The following is a 13,744-nucleotide window of genomic DNA, read 5'->3' as shown; positions in this document are numbered from 1 at the left end:
GTTTGTGCCGGCTCCGCCGTTTTCCCTTCTTGCGGCGCGGCGGGCAGGGCGCTATCCCCTTGCGCTGACAGCAACTGACAGCATGTGCCGACGGAGCCGCAGATGGATATCACCGAAGACGAAAAGAGCGAAAACTACCGCGTGACCGCTGGCGAACTGCGCCAGTTCATCGAACGGTTCGAGCGGCTGGACGAAGAAAAGAAAACCATCGCCGAACAGCAGAAAGAGGTGATGGCCGAAGCCAAGGGCCGTGGCTACGACACCAAAGTGATGCGCAAAATCATCGCTCTGCGCAAACGCGACGAGAACGACATCGCAGAAGAAGAGGCGGTGCTGGAAATGTACAAGGAAGCGCTCGGCATGTAAGCTGCGTTTTCAAGTTGAACTGATCAGCCGCGCAGGTCCCGAACCTGCGCGGCTTTGTCTTTTGGGACCTGCAGGCAGGAAACTTTAAGCTTGAAATAAATGGGACGGCGGCGCTAAGGTCAGCCCAGGCAGTTATCAGAAAAGGAGTTCCGCCATGCCGGCCATCAGCGTGCATCCCGAAGGGTGGAAGCCCGCAAAAGGCTATGCCAACGGCATGGTGGCAGAGGGCAGGCTGCTGTTCGTCGGCGGTCAGATCGGTTGGACCGCGGATCAGGTGTTTGAGGCTCAGGACTTCATCGGGCAGATGAGCCAGGCACTGCGTAACATTCTTGAGGTGGTCGAGGCCGCGGGCGGTTCAGCTGAGGATATCACCCGGCTCACCTGGTTTGTGACGGACAAGGAAGAATACCTGGCCCATCAGGCGGAAGTGGGCAAAGCCTACCGCGCAGTGATGGGCTATCATTTCCCGGCGATGACCATGGTGGTTGTTTCCGCCCTGGTAGAGGATGACGCCAAGGTGGAAATCGAAGCTACAGCCGTGCTGCCGTCGTGACGTCGCGCTTGGCGCGCGGGCAGGGCGGTTTTCGGCGGCCCTTGGCCATTGAAAGGGGCTGAACAAACCCGCAGTTTCCAGGGAACTTCAGCACTTCACGGGTCATGCCGAACCAGTCAGGCTGATTTTGGCTGAAGGCGTATCCGGAATAAGGTTGCAATTTCAACTTGTTGCTGGCCGCTCCTTCGGGGCGGCCATTTTCTGTGCAGCTGCATGAAATTTTACCAGTTGATAAAAAATACGACTGTGGCACTCTGTTAGCAATAACAACAGAAAATCAGGGAGACACCCAATGGCTTCCAGCCATCAGGCATCCGGCATTCAGGCAGCGCGGCTTGACGCTGTCGGCATTGCCGAGAACTTCTCGGACCTGCACCCAGCCTATGACGCGCATGAGGCCGCCGTGGCGGCGGACCGCTGCTATTTCTGTTATGATGCGCCCTGCATGACCGCATGTCCGACCAGCATCGATATCCCCCAGTTCATCCGGGAAATTCAGGCAGGCCACCCCGAAAGCGCGGCCAGGACCATTCTGGAGCAGAATATCCTTGGCGGCATGTGCGCCCGTGTCTGCCCGACCGAGACGCTGTGCGAAGAGGCCTGCGTTCGGGAGGCGGCCGAGGGCAAGCCGGTCGAGATCGGCCGCCTTCAGCGTTATGCCACCGACACGCTGATGGAAAAGGGAACGCATCCCTTCACCCGCGCTGCATCCACCGGCAAGAAGGTTGCCGTAGTCGGAGCCGGTCCTGCGGGGCTGTCGGCGGCGCACCGCCTGGCGATGCTGGGCCATGACGTGGTGGTTTATGACGCCAAGTCCAAACCCGGCGGCCTCAACGAATTCGGCATTGCCGCCTATAAGTCCACCAATGATTTCGCGCAGCGCGAGGTCGATTGGCTGCTGAAGATCGGCGGCATCACGATGGAATACGGCAAGAAGCTGGGTGCGGATCTTTCGCTGGACGGGCTGACCTCAAGCTGTGACGCGGTGTTCCTGTCCATCGGGCTTGCCGGAGTCAACGCCCTGCGCGCGCCGGGTGAGGACAAGAACGGCGTGCGGGATGCGGTGGAGTTCATTGCCGAGCTGCGGCAGGCGGACGACCTGACGGCGCTGCCGGTGGGCCGCAACGTGGTGGTGATCGGCGGCGGCATGACCGCAGTGGATGCCGCGGTGCAGTCCAAACTGCTGGGTGCGGAAAACGTCACCATCGCCTACCGCCGCAGCCGCGACGAGATGGGGGCGAGCCGGTTCGAGCAGGATCTTGCGGCCTCCAAGGGTGTCAAGCTGATGTTCAATGTCATGCCAAAGGCGGTGCATGGCAACGGTGCGGCAGCCGAGATCGAATTGGAGTATACTGAAGTCACGGACGGCAAGGTGTCCGGCACCGGCGAAACGGTGCGGCTGGCCGCGGATCAGGTGTTCAAGGCAATCGGCCAGACGCTGGAAGGCCAGCCCGATGCGCTGGCGCTGGAGGGCCGCAAGATCAAGGTCGATGCCAACGGGCGCACATCGGTTGCCGGGGTCTGGGCCGGGGGCGATTGCGCTTCGGGCGGCGAGGACCTGACCGTAACGGCTGTGGCCGAGGGCCGCGACGCTGCAATGGACATTCACTCCAGCCTGATGGGCTGAGCCAGCTGCGGAGCGGTTGAACCGCTCTGCGCTAGCCTTAAGAGGAGAGATCAAATGACTGATCTGACAACAGAATTTCTGGGCATCAAATCCCCTAACCCGTTCTGGCTGGCGTCGGCGCCGCCGACCGACAAGGAATACAACGTCCGCCGCGCTTTCGAAGCCGGCTGGGGCGGCGTGGTTTGGAAGACTCTCGGCGCGGAAGGCCCGCCGGTGGTCAACGTGAACGGCCCCCGCTACGGCGCGATCTGGGGGGCGGACCGCCGCCTGCTGGGCCTAAACAATATCGAGCTGATCACTGACCGGCCATTGCAGACCAACCTCGAGGAAATCACCCGGGTCAAGAAAGACTACCCGGACCGCGCAGTGATCGTTTCGATCATGGTGCCCTGCGAAGAACAGGCCTGGAAGGATATCCTGCCGCAGGTCGAAGCCACCGGCGCCGACGGGATCGAGCTGAATTTCGGCTGCCCGCACGGCATGGCCGAACGCGGCATGGGCTCTGCCGTGGGGCAGGTGCCGGAATATATCCAGATGGTCACAGAGTGGTGCAAGAAATACTACTCCAAGCCGGTGATCGTGAAGCTGACCCCGAACATCACCGACATCCGCCACCCGGCACGGGCGGCGCATGCGGGACATGCCGATGCGGTCAGCCTGATCAACACCATCAATTCGATCACCTCGGTCGATCTGGACAATATGGCACCGGAGCCGACCATCGGCGGCAAGGGCACCCACGGCGGCTATTGCGGCCCGGCGGTGAAGCCGATTGCATTGAACATGGTGGCGGAAATCGCCCGCGATCCGCAGACGCGCGGCCTGCCGATCTCTGCCATCGGCGGGGTGACCACCTGGCGCGATGCGGCTGAGTTTATGGCGATGGGCGCGGGCAACGTGCAGGTCTGCACTGCGGCAATGACTTATGGCTTCAATGTGGTGAAGGAGATGATCTCCGGCTTGTCGAATTGGATGGACGAGAAGGGCTACACCTCCACACAGGACTTCATTGGCATGGCGGTGCCGAATGTGACCGACTGGCAGTATCTCGACCTCAACTATGTGACCAAGGCGCGGATCAGTCAGGACGACTGCATCAAGTGCGGCCGCTGCTACGCCGCCTGCGAGGACACCTCGCATCAGGCGATTGCGATGAGCGAGGACCGGGTTTTCACCGTGAAGGACGACGAATGCGTCGCCTGCAATCTTTGCGTGAACGTCTGCCCGGTGGAGGGCTGCATCACCATGGAAGAAGTGCCGGCCGGTCAGATCGACGAACGCACCGGCGAAGTGGTCTCCGGCGAATACGCCAACTGGACCACGCATCCGAACAACCCGTCGGCAACGGCCGCGGAGTGACCTGATACGCGCCCCGAAGGGCGCGTGCCTCAGGCGGGGGATTTGGAGCAAGACGAAACGGCGGTCCGGAAGGGCCGCCTCTTACTGTGTCAGGGTTTGGGTGTAAGCATCCGCCGGTACAGGGTTTCCAGGTACTCCGGCGCGGCGTCGAACGGGTCTTCCTCGCCCATCAGCGTGCGGACCTGGGCGTCGAAATCCGCGTAGTGCTGCGTCAGCGACCAGATCGAGAACAGCAGGTGTTTGGGGTGTGCCCGGTTGATCCGCCCGGAATCCATCCAGCCTTGCAACAGCTGTGCCTTTTCCTCCACCAGCACGTTCAGGTCGGTGGCGATCACGTCATGCAGGCGTGGCGCCCCCTGCACGATCTCGTTGGCATAAAGGCGGCTTTCCCGCGGGAAATCCCGGCTCATCTGCAGCTTTCGCCGCACATAGGCGAGGATTTCTTCCAGCGGCTCGCCCTCCGGGTCCAGGCTGCGCAGCGGATCGAGCCAGGTATCGAGCAGCGCCGTCATCAGCTCGTTGAAAATCGCTTCCTTGGAGGGGAAGTAATAGAGCAGGTTCGGCTTCGACAACCCGGCCGCCTTGGCGATCTGGTCCACGGTCGACCCTCGGAAACCATGGCTGGAGAACACGTCCAGCGCCGCTTCCAGGATGGCAGCGCGATTCTTCTTCTGAATGCGGGTGGGCGCGCGGTCTGCGGGCATGGTCGTCCTTGTCTGGTTCTGCCGCCTGCGGCCGGTGAGAGCACGGAATTTAACCTGTTTCCGGCAAAGGTGCCGTTTTTTGCAAGGGTCTTGCGGCAATTTCTTGACTGGTGGTGAACCCGTGATAGCGTGAGTTTGACCAGTTGGTCAAATCAATGTCCGGATTGCGCACGGCCCGGCTTGGTAAAGGACCAGCATTCGAAGCCACCCAACACGGCGTCAAGCCGGAGCCAGCCTGCAAAGACGGGCGCACAGGGAAGGAAGCTGAGATGACGTCGCTTGGACAGAATCTGAAAATCAATGGCGACAGGCTGTGGGACAGCCTGATGGAGATGGCCAGGATCGGCCCCGGCGTGGCGGGCGGCAACAACCGCCAGACGCTGACGGATGAAGACGGCGAAGGCCGCGCGCTGTTCCGGAAATGGTGTGAGGCGGCGGGCTGCACCATGGGGCTGGACCAGATGGGCAACATGTTTGCTATGCGCGCAGGCAACGACCCGGAGGCGCTGCCGGTCTATGTCGGCTCGCATTTGGATACCCAGCCGACCGGCGGCAAATATGACGGGGTTCTGGGTGTGCTGGGCGGGCTGGAACTGATCCGCTCGCTGAATGACATGAACATCAGGACCAAACATCCGATCGTGGTCACCAACTTCACCAATGAGGAAGGCACGCGGTTTGCCCCCGCGATGCTGTCGTCGGGCGTGTTCGCCGGCGTGCATACTCAGGACTGGGCCTACGGTCGGGAGGATGCCGAAGGCAAGAAATTCGGCGATGAGCTGAAGCGCATCGGCTGGCGCGGCGAGGAGGAAACCGGTGCCCGCAAGATGCACGCGTTCTTTGAGCTGCACATCGAGCAGGGGCCGATCCTGGAGGCCGAAGGCAAGGACATCGGCGTCGTGACCCACGGCCAAGGCCTCAGCTGGACCCAGGTGACGGTCACCGGTAAGGACGCGCACACAGGCTCCACGCCGATGCCGATGCGTCGCAATGCGGGCCTTGCGATGGCGCGTATTCTGGAAGAAGTCGACAAGATCGCCTGGTCGCATGCTCCCCATGCCGTGGGAGCGGCAGGCCATATCGACGTCTACCCGAATTCGCGCAACGTGATCCCGGGCAAGGTGGTCTTCACCGTTGATTTCCGCAGCCCGGAGCTGGGCGTGATCACCGATATGGAAAACCGCTTGCGCGAGAAGGCCGCTGAGATCGCTGAGGCGATGGGGGTTGAGATCGCGTTCGAAAAGGTCGGCGGCTTTGACCCGGTGGCCTTTGACGAGGGCTGCATTGCCGCGGTGCGCAATGCGGCCGAACGGCTCGGTTACTCGCATTTGGATATCATCTCTGGCGCGGGGCATGACGCCTGCTGGATCAACCGGGTGGCGCCGACCGCGATGGTGATGTGCCCCTGCGTTGACGGGCTCAGCCACAACGAGGCGGAAGAGATCAGCAAGGAATGGGCCGAGGCCGGCGCCAATGTGCTGTTCCACGCGGTGGTCGAAACAGCGGAGATCGTTGAATAGGGGGCGCTGCCCCCGCGGCCCTTTGGGCCGCTCCCCCGGAGTATTTCCGGAAAGATGAATGAAGCTGCGCCAGACAGCGGAAGAGACAAGTGGAGGCGTGAAAATACGCCCCGGTTCAGGGAGTTGTAACCATGAGTAAAGTCATCCGGAACGGCACAATCGTGACTGCCGATCTGACTTACAAGGCCGATGTGCTGATTGAGAACGGGGTGATCACCCAGATCGGCCCGAACCTGAAAGGTGATGAGGAGCTCGACGCCACCGGCTGCTATGTGATGCCGGGCGGGATTGATCCGCATACCCACTTGGAGATGCCCTTCATGGGCACCTACAGCTCTGACGATTTCGAGAGCGGCACCCGCGCAGGCCTGGCGGGCGGCACCACCATGGTGGTGGATTTCGCGCTGCCGAACCCGGGGGAGAGCCTGCTGGACGCGCTGAAGCGCTGGGACAACAAGTCGACCCGCGCCAACTGCGACTATTCCTTCCACATGGCGGTCACCTGGTGGGGCGAGCAGGTCTTTGACGACATCAAGACCGTGATCCAGGAGCGCGGCATCAACACCTTCAAGCACTTCATGGCCTACAAGGGCGCGCTGATGGTGAACGATGATGAGCTTTACGCCTCGTTCAAGCGCCTATCGGAATTGGGCGGCATCGCGCTCGTGCATGCCGAAAACGGCGATGTGGTGGCGGAACTGCAGGCCAAGCTGATGGCGGAGGGCAACACCGGCCCCGAGGCGCATGCCTATTCCCGTCCGCCGCAGGTGGAGGGCGAGGCGACCAACCGGGCCATCATGATTGCTGACATGGCGGGCGTGCCGCTCTATGTCGTGCACACCTCCTGCGAGGACAGCCACGAGGCCATCCGCCGGGCCCGGATGCAGGGCAAGCGGGTCTGGGGCGAGCCGCTGATCCAGCACCTGACCCTGGATGAGAGCGAGTATTTCAACAAGGATTGGGATCACGCCGCCCGCCGGGTGATGTCGCCGCCATTCCGCAACAAGCAGCATCAGGACAGCCTTTGGGCCGGTCTGCAATCGGGCTCCCTGTCCGTCGTGGCGACCGACCACTGTGCCTTTACCACCGAGCAGAAGCGCACTGGCGTTGGCGATTTCACCAAGATCCCGAACGGCACCGGCGGGCTGGAAGACCGGATGCCGATGCTGTGGACCCACGGTGTCGAAACCGGCCGATTGACCCCGAACGAATTTGTGGCCGTTACCTCAACAAACATCGCCAAGATCCTGAATTGCTATCCGAAAAAGGGCGCAGTCCTGGTCGGCGCCGACGCCGACCTGGTGGTCTGGGACCCTGAAAAGCGCAAGACAATTTCGGCGGATACCCAGCAGTCCTCGATCGACTACAACGTGTTCGAGGGGCATGAGGTGAAGGGCCTGCCGCGCTTTACCCTGACCCGCGGCCATGTGGCGGTGCATGACGGCGAGATCAAGTGCCAGGAGGGCCACGGCAAGTTCGTCGCCCGGGAGGCCAACACCACGGTGAACAAGGCGCTGTCGACCTGGAAGGAGCTGACGGCGCCGCGCCCGGTGGAGCGCACCGGTATTCCGGCAACAGGCGTGTAAATCAGGAGCGGGCTGCCGGTAACGGCGGCCCGTTTTCCTGTGTGAAATCAAGGCGAAGATATGAATATGGAACCGACCACCCAGGCAATCCGTCCCGAGGCCGCGGCGCCCGCACCAGCCCCCGCAGACTGCGTGATCGAGGCCCGGAACCTGGACCTGACCTTTCAGACCAACGACGGGCCGGTGCATGCGCTGAAGGACGTGAGCCTGGAGATCAACAAGGGCGACTTTGTCTCCTTCATCGGGCCTTCGGGCTGCGGCAAGACCACCTTTCTGCGCTGTATCGCGGCGCTGGAGACACCCACCGGCGGCAGCCTGTCCGTAAATGGCATGACCCCGGATGAGGCGCGGCGCAACCGGGCTTATGGCTATGTGTTTCAGGCGGCAGGGCTTTACCCGTGGCGCACCATTGCGAAGAACATCAAGCTGCCGCTGGAGATCATGGGGTACTCCAAGGCGGAGCAGGAAAGGCGCGTTAACCAAGTCCTGGAACTTGTTGAATTGTCAGGCTTTGGCGGCAAGTTTCCCTGGCAGCTGTCGGGCGGGATGCAGCAGCGGGCGAGTATCGCGCGGGCGCTGGCGTTTGACGCGGATATCCTGCTGATGGATGAGCCCTTCGGGGCACTGGACGAGATCGTGCGCGACCATCTGAACGAGCAGCTCCTGAAGCTGTGGGCGCGGACCAACAAGACCATCGGCTTTGTCACCCACTCGATCCCCGAGGCGGTGTATCTGTCCACCAAGATCGTGGTGATGTCGCCGCGGCCCGGGCGGATCCATGACGTGATCGACAGCACGCTGCCCAAGGAGCGGCCGCTGGATATCCGTGACAGTCCGGAGTTCATCGAGATCGCCCACCGGGTGCGCGAGGGCCTGCGGGCGGGGCATGGCAATGACTGAGTTCGCCAGAACGACCCGCCGGAACCCGGGGGCGGCATGCGTTCACCCCCTGTACATCCCCTGTGCACCGGGCGGCTGCCAGATTGGGGAATCCTAACGCATGGACAACCACCAAAACAAATCTTCGGTAACTGAAGTTGACGGTTCAGAGGAGAGCGTTGCCCGAAACCTACTCTCGGGAGTGCGTACACGCCTGTTTTTCTGGCTTTGCGGGGCCCTTGGAGGGAGCTATCTGACGATTTCAGATTTCTATGATGGTGATTATTGGGGCGTTCTCGCTTTTGGATGGATGCCACCGTTCTTTGCCTATCAATCTGCTAAAACTCTGACGGAAATGCGGAGGGGAGCGCGGTCATGAAGAAGAACGGGCCAAAGTATTTTTCTGTTGTGGGAGTTATGTGGCTGGTGTTGGGCCTTGCTACCCTCTTCGTTGGAAAAGAAACGCTTGCGCTTATGCAAATTGGGCTAGGAATTGCCTGTCTGGTAGTTGCGGCTTTCAAAAATCGTTCTGCGCGGAGGGAGGCACAGCCATGAAAAGCCTCATTGCTGTTCTCACTGTCCTCGCCGCCATCATTGCCCTTTGGTACGCAGCCTGTGTGCCGATGAACATCAAGGGGGTGCTGGATCAGGCCGAGCGGGCAGGGGCCGAAGTCACCCCCGCCACCGCCAAGGCGCGCCGGGACATGAGCGAGATCGGGCTGGTGGCGAAGAACACATTTGCCATCAATGAGACCTGGGTGCAGGACCGCCCGCGGCTGCCCGCGCCGCATCAGGTGGCGGTGGAGCTGTGGGAAACCACGGTGGAGAAGAAGATCACCTCCAAGCGCAGCCTGATCTATCACGCGCAGGTGACGCTGAGCGCCACTTTGCTGGGATTTGCCATCGGCACCGGACTGGGCATCCTGCTGGCGGTGGGCATCGTGCATAGCCGGGTGATGGATATGTCGGTGATGCCCTGGGCGATTGTCAGCCAGACCATCCCGATCATCGCGCTGGCGCCGATGATCATCGTGGTGCTCTATTCCATCGGGGTGCAGGGGATTATCCCGAAGGCGGTGATCTCCGCCTACCTCAGTTTCTTCCCGGTGGTTGTCGGCATGGTGAAGGGTCTTCGGGCGCCCGATGCGATGCAATTGGATTTGCTGAAAACCTATAATGCCAACACCAACCAGGGGTTCTGGAAGCTGCGGCTGCCGTCCTCGATGCCTTATCTGTTCGCGTCGCTGAAGATCGGCATTGCCGCCTCGCTGGTGGGCGCCATCGTGGGTGAACTGCCGACCGGGGCGGTTGCGGGCCTTGGCGCGCGGCTCTTGGCGGGCAGCTACTATGGGCAGACCGTGCAGATCTGGTCGGCACTGTTTGCAGCGGCGATCCTGGCGGCAGCGCTGGTGGCGCTGCTGGGGCTGATCGAAAAACTGGTGCTGAACCGGATGGGGGTGCGGGCATGATACTGGTGATCCTTGCAATCCTTGTTTGGTGTTTGGGCTGGTGGCTGAACAGCCGGCTGGCAAACAGCCCGGCCTCGAAAACCCGCGCGGTGCAGCTGCTGGTGCCGGCCATCTTCGGCATCACCGTGCTGCTGGTCTGGGAGCTGCTGGTCAGGGGGCTGGAGGTGTCGCTGGTGATCCTGCCTGCGCCGTCGGTGATTGCGGAGCGGTTCATGGCGAGCCTGCCGATCCTGTGGGAGGACTTTGCCCAGACCATCCTGAAGGGCGCACTTGGCGGCTATGTGATCGGCTGCGGCGCGGCCTTCCTGACCGCGATCCTGGTGGACCGCAGCGATTTCCTGCGCCGCGGGCTGCTGCCGGTGGGGAATTTCGTGGCCGCGCTGCCGATTGTCGGCACCGCGCCGATCCTGGTGATGTGGTTCGGGTTCGACTGGCAGTCCAAGGCCGCGGTGGTGGTGGTCATGGTATTCTTTCCGATGCTGGTGAACACGGTGGCGGGCCTGCGCGAAACCTCGGCCATGCAGCGCGATCTGATGCAGACCTATGCGGCGACCTACTGGCAGAGTTTCTTCAAGCTGCGGCTGCCGGCAGCGCTGCCGTTTGTGTTCAACGGCCTCAAGATCTCCACCACACTGGCGCTGATCGGGGCGATCGTGGCGGAGTTCTTTGGCTCGCCCACCGTCGGCATGGGCTTCCGCATTTCCACCAGTGTCGGCCAGCTTGCGCTGGACATGGTCTGGGCGGAAATCGTGGTGGCGGCGCTGGCCGGGTCGGCCTTTTACGGGCTGGTGGCGCTCATTGAGAAGAGCTTCACCTTCTGGCACCCGTCGCAGCGGGGATAACAAGCAGAAGCCGTCCCGCAAGGTGCGGGGCGGCTTTGCCGGAAATTTGCGCGGGGCGCCCGCAAGGGCAGGCCTGATAAAGAAAAAACTTTGAACGAATGACCGAACCCGGGCAAGCTTCACATCATAATCAATAGGGAGAACGAGACATGAAACATATTTTGACTGCGGCGGCTTTGGCGCTGGGGGCAACCGGGGCGGCGCAGGCGGCGGACGATGTGACGCTGCAGCTGAAATGGGTGACCCAGGCGCAGTTCGCGGGCTACTACGTGGCGCTGGACAAGGGGTTCTATGAGGAAGAGGACCTGAATGTCACCATCCTGCCGGGCGGCCCGGATATTGCGCCGACCCAGGTGATCGCCGGCGGCGGTGCCGATGTGACGGTGGAATGGATGCCCGCGGCTCTGGCGGCCCGTGAAAAGGGCCTGCCGCTGGTCAATATCGCGCAGCCGTTCAAATCCTCCGGCATGATGCTGACCTGCTGGAAGGATGCCGGCATCGAAAGCCCCGAGGACCTGAAGAACCGCACCCTGGGGGTCTGGTTCTTTGGCAACGAATTCCCCTTCATGAGCTGGATGAGCCAGCTGGGCATCGGCACCGATGGCAAGGACGAAAACGGTGTCGAGGTGCTGAAACAGGGCTTTAACGTCGATCCGCTGCTGCAGCGCCAGGCGGACTGCATCTCGACCATGACCTATAATGAATACTGGCAGGTCATTGACGCAGGCGTGTCGCCGGACGAGCTGATCACCTTCAAATATGAGGACCAGGGCGTCGCGACGCTGGAGGATGGCCTTTATGTGCTGGAGGAGAACCTTGGGAACCCTGAGTTCGCGGACAAGATGGAGCGTTTTGTGCGCGCCTCGATGAAGGGCTGGAAATACGCCGAGGAGAACCCCGACGAAGCGGCGGAGATCGTTCTGGACAATGATGCCTCCGGGGCTCAGACCGAAGAGCATCAGAAGCGGATGATGGGCGAGATCGCCAAGCTGACCGCTGGCAGTAATGGCGCGCTGGATCCTGCGGACTACGAGCGGACCGTGTCGACCCTCATGGGCGGCGGCTCTGATCCGGTGATCACGAAAGAGCCTGAAGGTGCCTGGACGCATGTCATAACGGATGCGGCTTTGAAGTAAGGCGCCCAAACTGAAGCAGACCTTGCAGCCCCGCCGGATGATCCTCCGGCGGGGTTTTCGTGAATCGGGATTGGTTTTGTTAAAACTGCAACAAAAGGGCCGTGTTTTCAAATTACTCGCTATAGGTGTTTAAAAATGTGTTAATGTTGTCTTATGGGAGAGTTGTGCGGACAGATCTCTGAACGGCAAGGGCCTGCTGGCTGTACGCCACAGCATCTGTGCCTTTGTTCTCAGCCTGAAGCAGCCGACTGCAGGTCCAGATATGCAGTCAAGGGGCGCTCCGCATTGCGGGATGTCGCCAGCCGGAGCAGCACACTGCCGCTGATGCCGTTGTGCCAGGCCGCGCACAGCCGCAAGCTGGAAACCGGCCGGGCGCAGATACTGGCGCTTTACGAGGTCGAGCCCCACGGGCTGGAAGATGCCGGCGCGCTGCACAGCGATGTGGTTCCGGTTGCGGTCTGCCGTCTGGAGAAGATCACACATGCGGATCTGTTGCATGCTTTGGCCGGCGGTTTCGATGTCATCTACCTGAAGGCCTGCACTGCGCCGAAGGGGCTGGAGCAGCAGAGCCTGGAAGTGGAACTGGTTCAGGCGCTTGGCGGCCTGGGCCGCATCCTGCTGTTTGATGGTGCTGCCGGGGTGGACCGGCAGCTCGCAGCACGGCTGCTGCCGTTTCCCTCGGTGGCGCCGGAGGTGCTGGCGGTGGGCAGCCGCCGCGATACCGCACGGGCCAGCGCCGCGGCGCTACTGCCGCCCAGCATCGGCCATGTGGCGCTGCCGGAACAGGCCCCCTATGGCACTCTCGACCTCTGCGGAGACCTGTGCACCCATTGCAACAGCTGTGTCTGGGTTTGTCCCTCGGACGCACTGAGCCTGACCGAAAGCGGAAGCGAAATCAGTTTTACAGGCTCCCTGTGCTTTCAATGCGGCTTGTGCGTGTCGATCTGCCCGCCAAGAGCCCTGAACCTGGCACCCGGCATGGATCTGACGGTCCATGCGGAACTGCCGCATCTGCTGGAGGGGCCGGAAGGGCCGGACGCAGGCACTATGGCTCCGGCCGAGGGACGGTTCTCAGATGGGAGTGGCGCCGCGGTTTTTGATCAGGCAGGTGAAGCAGCTCTGCCTTTCGAGGAGACCGGCTTCAGCCCTGTTCAAGAAAGCCGCCGTACAGGCCGCGTTTGAAGATCAGGCCCTTCCCCGGACGGGTGGTGACACGGGCCACCTCGCCGATGATGATGGTGTGGTCGCCTGCCGGATGGGCCGCGTAGCGGCGGCAATCGAACCGGGCGATCACCCCCTCCAGCGCCGGTGCGCCAAGGGCGTTGGGCCGCCAGGCGGCATCACTGAAATCTTCGCCGTTGGCGGCAAAATGCTTTGCCAGGCTCAGCTGGTCCTCCGCCATCACATGAATGGCGAAATGCTCTGCCGCGGCAAAGGCATCATGGCGCAGCGAAGCCTTGGCCGGGCACCACAGCATCAGCGGCGGGTCAAGGGAGACGGAGGTGAAGCTGTTGACGGTGATGGCCAGCGGGCCGCGCGGCGTCTGGGTGGTGACAACCGTCACCCCGGTGCCAAAGCAGCCGAGCGCATCGCGGTAGGCCCGGGCGGTGTCCGGCCCGGGAATAAAGCTGGTGTCGGCCATCTCGCGCGCCTTTTGTTCGTTCCGGGCCGTGACCTGCCACGCATGGCCGCGATTGTCTAGC

The 13,744-nt window shown here is 62.0% G+C and carries 16 protein-coding genes; 13 read left to right on the top strand and 3 right to left on the bottom strand.

Translation table 11 applies throughout. From position 1 onward, the window contains the following. The first annotated feature begins 102 nt into the window (after positions 1 to 102). Positions 103 to 366: a DUF2312 domain-containing protein gene (locus tag KUV26_RS04260; protein ID WP_008553759.1), complete on the top strand. Its 264-nt coding sequence runs from the start codon at positions 103 to 105 to the stop codon at positions 364 to 366. A gap of 154 nt (positions 367 to 520) precedes the next feature. After that, a complete protein-coding gene (locus tag KUV26_RS04255) occupies positions 521 to 919 on the top strand; it encodes a RidA family protein (RefSeq protein ID WP_222507424.1) in 399 nt (132 codons plus the stop codon). Here the strand turns inward: KUV26_RS04255 and KUV26_RS04250 are convergent. Further along, entirely contained in the window at positions 897 to 1,172 is a 276-nt protein-coding gene (locus KUV26_RS04250; protein WP_222507423.1) for a hypothetical protein, read from the bottom strand. The two genes, KUV26_RS04255 and KUV26_RS04250, sit on opposite strands and share 23 nt — an antisense overlap. Before the next feature lie 39 nt (positions 1,173 to 1,211). Between KUV26_RS04250 and KUV26_RS04245 the strand changes: the two genes are divergently transcribed. Then, on the top strand, positions 1,212 to 2,546 hold the full coding sequence (locus KUV26_RS04245) for an NAD(P)-dependent oxidoreductase (protein WP_222507422.1): 1,335 nt from the start codon (positions 1,212 to 1,214) through the stop codon (positions 2,544 to 2,546). A gap of 54 nt (positions 2,547 to 2,600) precedes the next feature. Beyond that, on the top strand, positions 2,601 to 3,905 hold the full coding sequence (preA, locus tag KUV26_RS04240) for an NAD-dependent dihydropyrimidine dehydrogenase subunit PreA (protein WP_222507421.1): 1,305 nt from the start codon (positions 2,601 to 2,603) through the stop codon (positions 3,903 to 3,905). An 89-nt stretch (positions 3,906 to 3,994) separates the two neighbouring features. On the opposite strand, the gene KUV26_RS04235 is transcribed toward preA, so the two are convergent. Beyond that, a complete protein-coding gene (locus KUV26_RS04235; protein WP_222507420.1) occupies positions 3,995 to 4,609 on the bottom strand; it encodes a TetR family transcriptional regulator C-terminal domain-containing protein in 615 nt (204 codons plus the stop codon). Positions 4,610 to 4,878: 269 nt separating this feature from the next. Between KUV26_RS04235 and KUV26_RS04230 the strand changes: the two genes are divergently transcribed. From KUV26_RS04230 to KUV26_RS04190, 9 genes are all read left to right on the top strand, one after another. Further along, positions 4,879 to 6,129: a Zn-dependent hydrolase gene (locus KUV26_RS04230; protein WP_222507419.1), complete on the top strand. Its 1,251-nt coding sequence runs from the start codon at positions 4,879 to 4,881 to the stop codon at positions 6,127 to 6,129. Between the two features lie 131 nt (positions 6,130 to 6,260). After that, a complete protein-coding gene (hydA, locus tag KUV26_RS04225) occupies positions 6,261 to 7,715 on the top strand; it encodes a dihydropyrimidinase (protein ID WP_222503004.1) in 1,455 nt (484 codons plus the stop codon). A gap of 60 nt (positions 7,716 to 7,775) precedes the next feature. Further along, positions 7,776 to 8,615 carry an ABC transporter ATP-binding protein gene (locus KUV26_RS04220; RefSeq protein WP_222507418.1) on the top strand — a complete coding sequence of 280 codons (840 nt, stop codon included), beginning with the start codon at positions 7,776 to 7,778 and terminating at the stop codon, positions 8,613 to 8,615. Between the two features lie 100 nt (positions 8,616 to 8,715). Beyond that, positions 8,716 to 8,973, top strand: coding sequence for a hypothetical protein (locus KUV26_RS04215; RefSeq protein ID WP_222507417.1), 258 nt, complete (start codon positions 8,716 to 8,718; stop codon positions 8,971 to 8,973). Continuing rightward, on the top strand, positions 8,970 to 9,149 hold the full coding sequence (locus KUV26_RS04210; RefSeq protein ID WP_222507416.1) for a hypothetical protein: 180 nt from the start codon (positions 8,970 to 8,972) through the stop codon (positions 9,147 to 9,149). The genes KUV26_RS04215 and KUV26_RS04210 overlap by 4 nt, the downstream gene beginning before the upstream one ends. Further along, positions 9,146 to 10,063 carry an ABC transporter permease gene (locus tag KUV26_RS04205; protein ID WP_222507415.1) on the top strand — a complete coding sequence of 306 codons (918 nt, stop codon included), beginning with the start codon at positions 9,146 to 9,148 and terminating at the stop codon, positions 10,061 to 10,063. The genes KUV26_RS04210 and KUV26_RS04205 overlap by 4 nt, the downstream gene beginning before the upstream one ends. After that, positions 10,060 to 10,905, top strand: a complete 846-nt coding sequence (locus tag KUV26_RS04200) for an ABC transporter permease (protein WP_222507414.1) — start codon at positions 10,060 to 10,062, stop codon at positions 10,903 to 10,905. Before KUV26_RS04205 ends, KUV26_RS04200 begins: the two co-directional genes overlap by 4 nt. 149 nt (positions 10,906 to 11,054) lie before the next feature. Continuing rightward, positions 11,055 to 12,041, top strand: coding sequence for an ABC transporter substrate-binding protein (locus tag KUV26_RS04195; protein ID WP_222507413.1), 987 nt, complete (start codon positions 11,055 to 11,057; stop codon positions 12,039 to 12,041). Between the two features lie 285 nt (positions 12,042 to 12,326). Then, entirely contained in the window at positions 12,327 to 13,223 is an 897-nt protein-coding gene (locus KUV26_RS04190) for a 4Fe-4S dicluster domain-containing protein (RefSeq protein ID WP_261399718.1), read from the top strand. On the opposite strand, the gene KUV26_RS04185 is transcribed toward KUV26_RS04190, so the two are convergent. After that, on the bottom strand, positions 13,183 to 13,683 hold the full coding sequence (locus KUV26_RS04185) for a flavin reductase family protein (RefSeq protein ID WP_222507412.1): 501 nt from the start codon (positions 13,681 to 13,683) through the stop codon (positions 13,183 to 13,185). The genes KUV26_RS04190 and KUV26_RS04185 overlap by 41 nt on opposite strands. Positions 13,684 to 13,744: the final 61 nt, after the last annotated feature.

The sequence above is a fragment of the Leisingera daeponensis genome, from assembly GCF_019801465.1.
Taxonomy (GTDB): Bacteria; Pseudomonadota; Alphaproteobacteria; order Rhodobacterales; family Rhodobacteraceae; genus Leisingera; species Leisingera daeponensis_A.
The sequence above is the reverse complement of the archived record's forward strand: the minus strand, read 5'-3'. Positions and strand labels throughout refer to the sequence as shown.

What these genes read in the sequence shown, in the direction of transcription:
- KUV26_RS04260 (WP_008553759.1), top strand. Translation starts at nt 103, where the DNA reads ATGGATATCACCGAAGACGAAAAGAGCGAAAACTACCGCGTGACCGCT.
- KUV26_RS04255 (WP_222507424.1), top strand. Translation starts at nt 521, where the DNA reads ATGCCGGCCATCAGCGTGCATCCCGAAGGGTGGAAGCCCGCAAAAGGC.
- KUV26_RS04245 (WP_222507422.1), top strand. Translation starts at nt 1,212, where the DNA reads ATGGCTTCCAGCCATCAGGCATCCGGCATTCAGGCAGCGCGGCTTGAC.
- preA (WP_222507421.1), top strand. Translation starts at nt 2,601, where the DNA reads ATGACTGATCTGACAACAGAATTTCTGGGCATCAAATCCCCTAACCCG.
- KUV26_RS04235 (WP_222507420.1), bottom strand. Translation starts at nt 4,609, where the DNA reads ATGCCCGCAGACCGCGCGCCCACCCGCATTCAGAAGAAGAATCGCGCT.
- KUV26_RS04230 (WP_222507419.1), top strand. Translation starts at nt 4,879, where the DNA reads ATGACGTCGCTTGGACAGAATCTGAAAATCAATGGCGACAGGCTGTGG.
- hydA (WP_222503004.1), top strand. Translation starts at nt 6,261, where the DNA reads ATGAGTAAAGTCATCCGGAACGGCACAATCGTGACTGCCGATCTGACT.
- KUV26_RS04220 (WP_222507418.1), top strand. Translation starts at nt 7,776, where the DNA reads ATGAATATGGAACCGACCACCCAGGCAATCCGTCCCGAGGCCGCGGCG.
- KUV26_RS04215 (WP_222507417.1), top strand. Translation starts at nt 8,716, where the DNA reads ATGGACAACCACCAAAACAAATCTTCGGTAACTGAAGTTGACGGTTCA.
- KUV26_RS04210 (WP_222507416.1), top strand. Translation starts at nt 8,970, where the DNA reads ATGAAGAAGAACGGGCCAAAGTATTTTTCTGTTGTGGGAGTTATGTGG.
- KUV26_RS04205 (WP_222507415.1), top strand. Translation starts at nt 9,146, where the DNA reads ATGAAAAGCCTCATTGCTGTTCTCACTGTCCTCGCCGCCATCATTGCC.
- KUV26_RS04200 (WP_222507414.1), top strand. Translation starts at nt 10,060, where the DNA reads ATGATACTGGTGATCCTTGCAATCCTTGTTTGGTGTTTGGGCTGGTGG.
- KUV26_RS04195 (WP_222507413.1), top strand. Translation starts at nt 11,055, where the DNA reads ATGAAACATATTTTGACTGCGGCGGCTTTGGCGCTGGGGGCAACCGGG.
- KUV26_RS04185 (WP_222507412.1), bottom strand. Translation starts at nt 13,683, where the DNA reads ATGGCCGACACCAGCTTTATTCCCGGGCCGGACACCGCCCGGGCCTAC.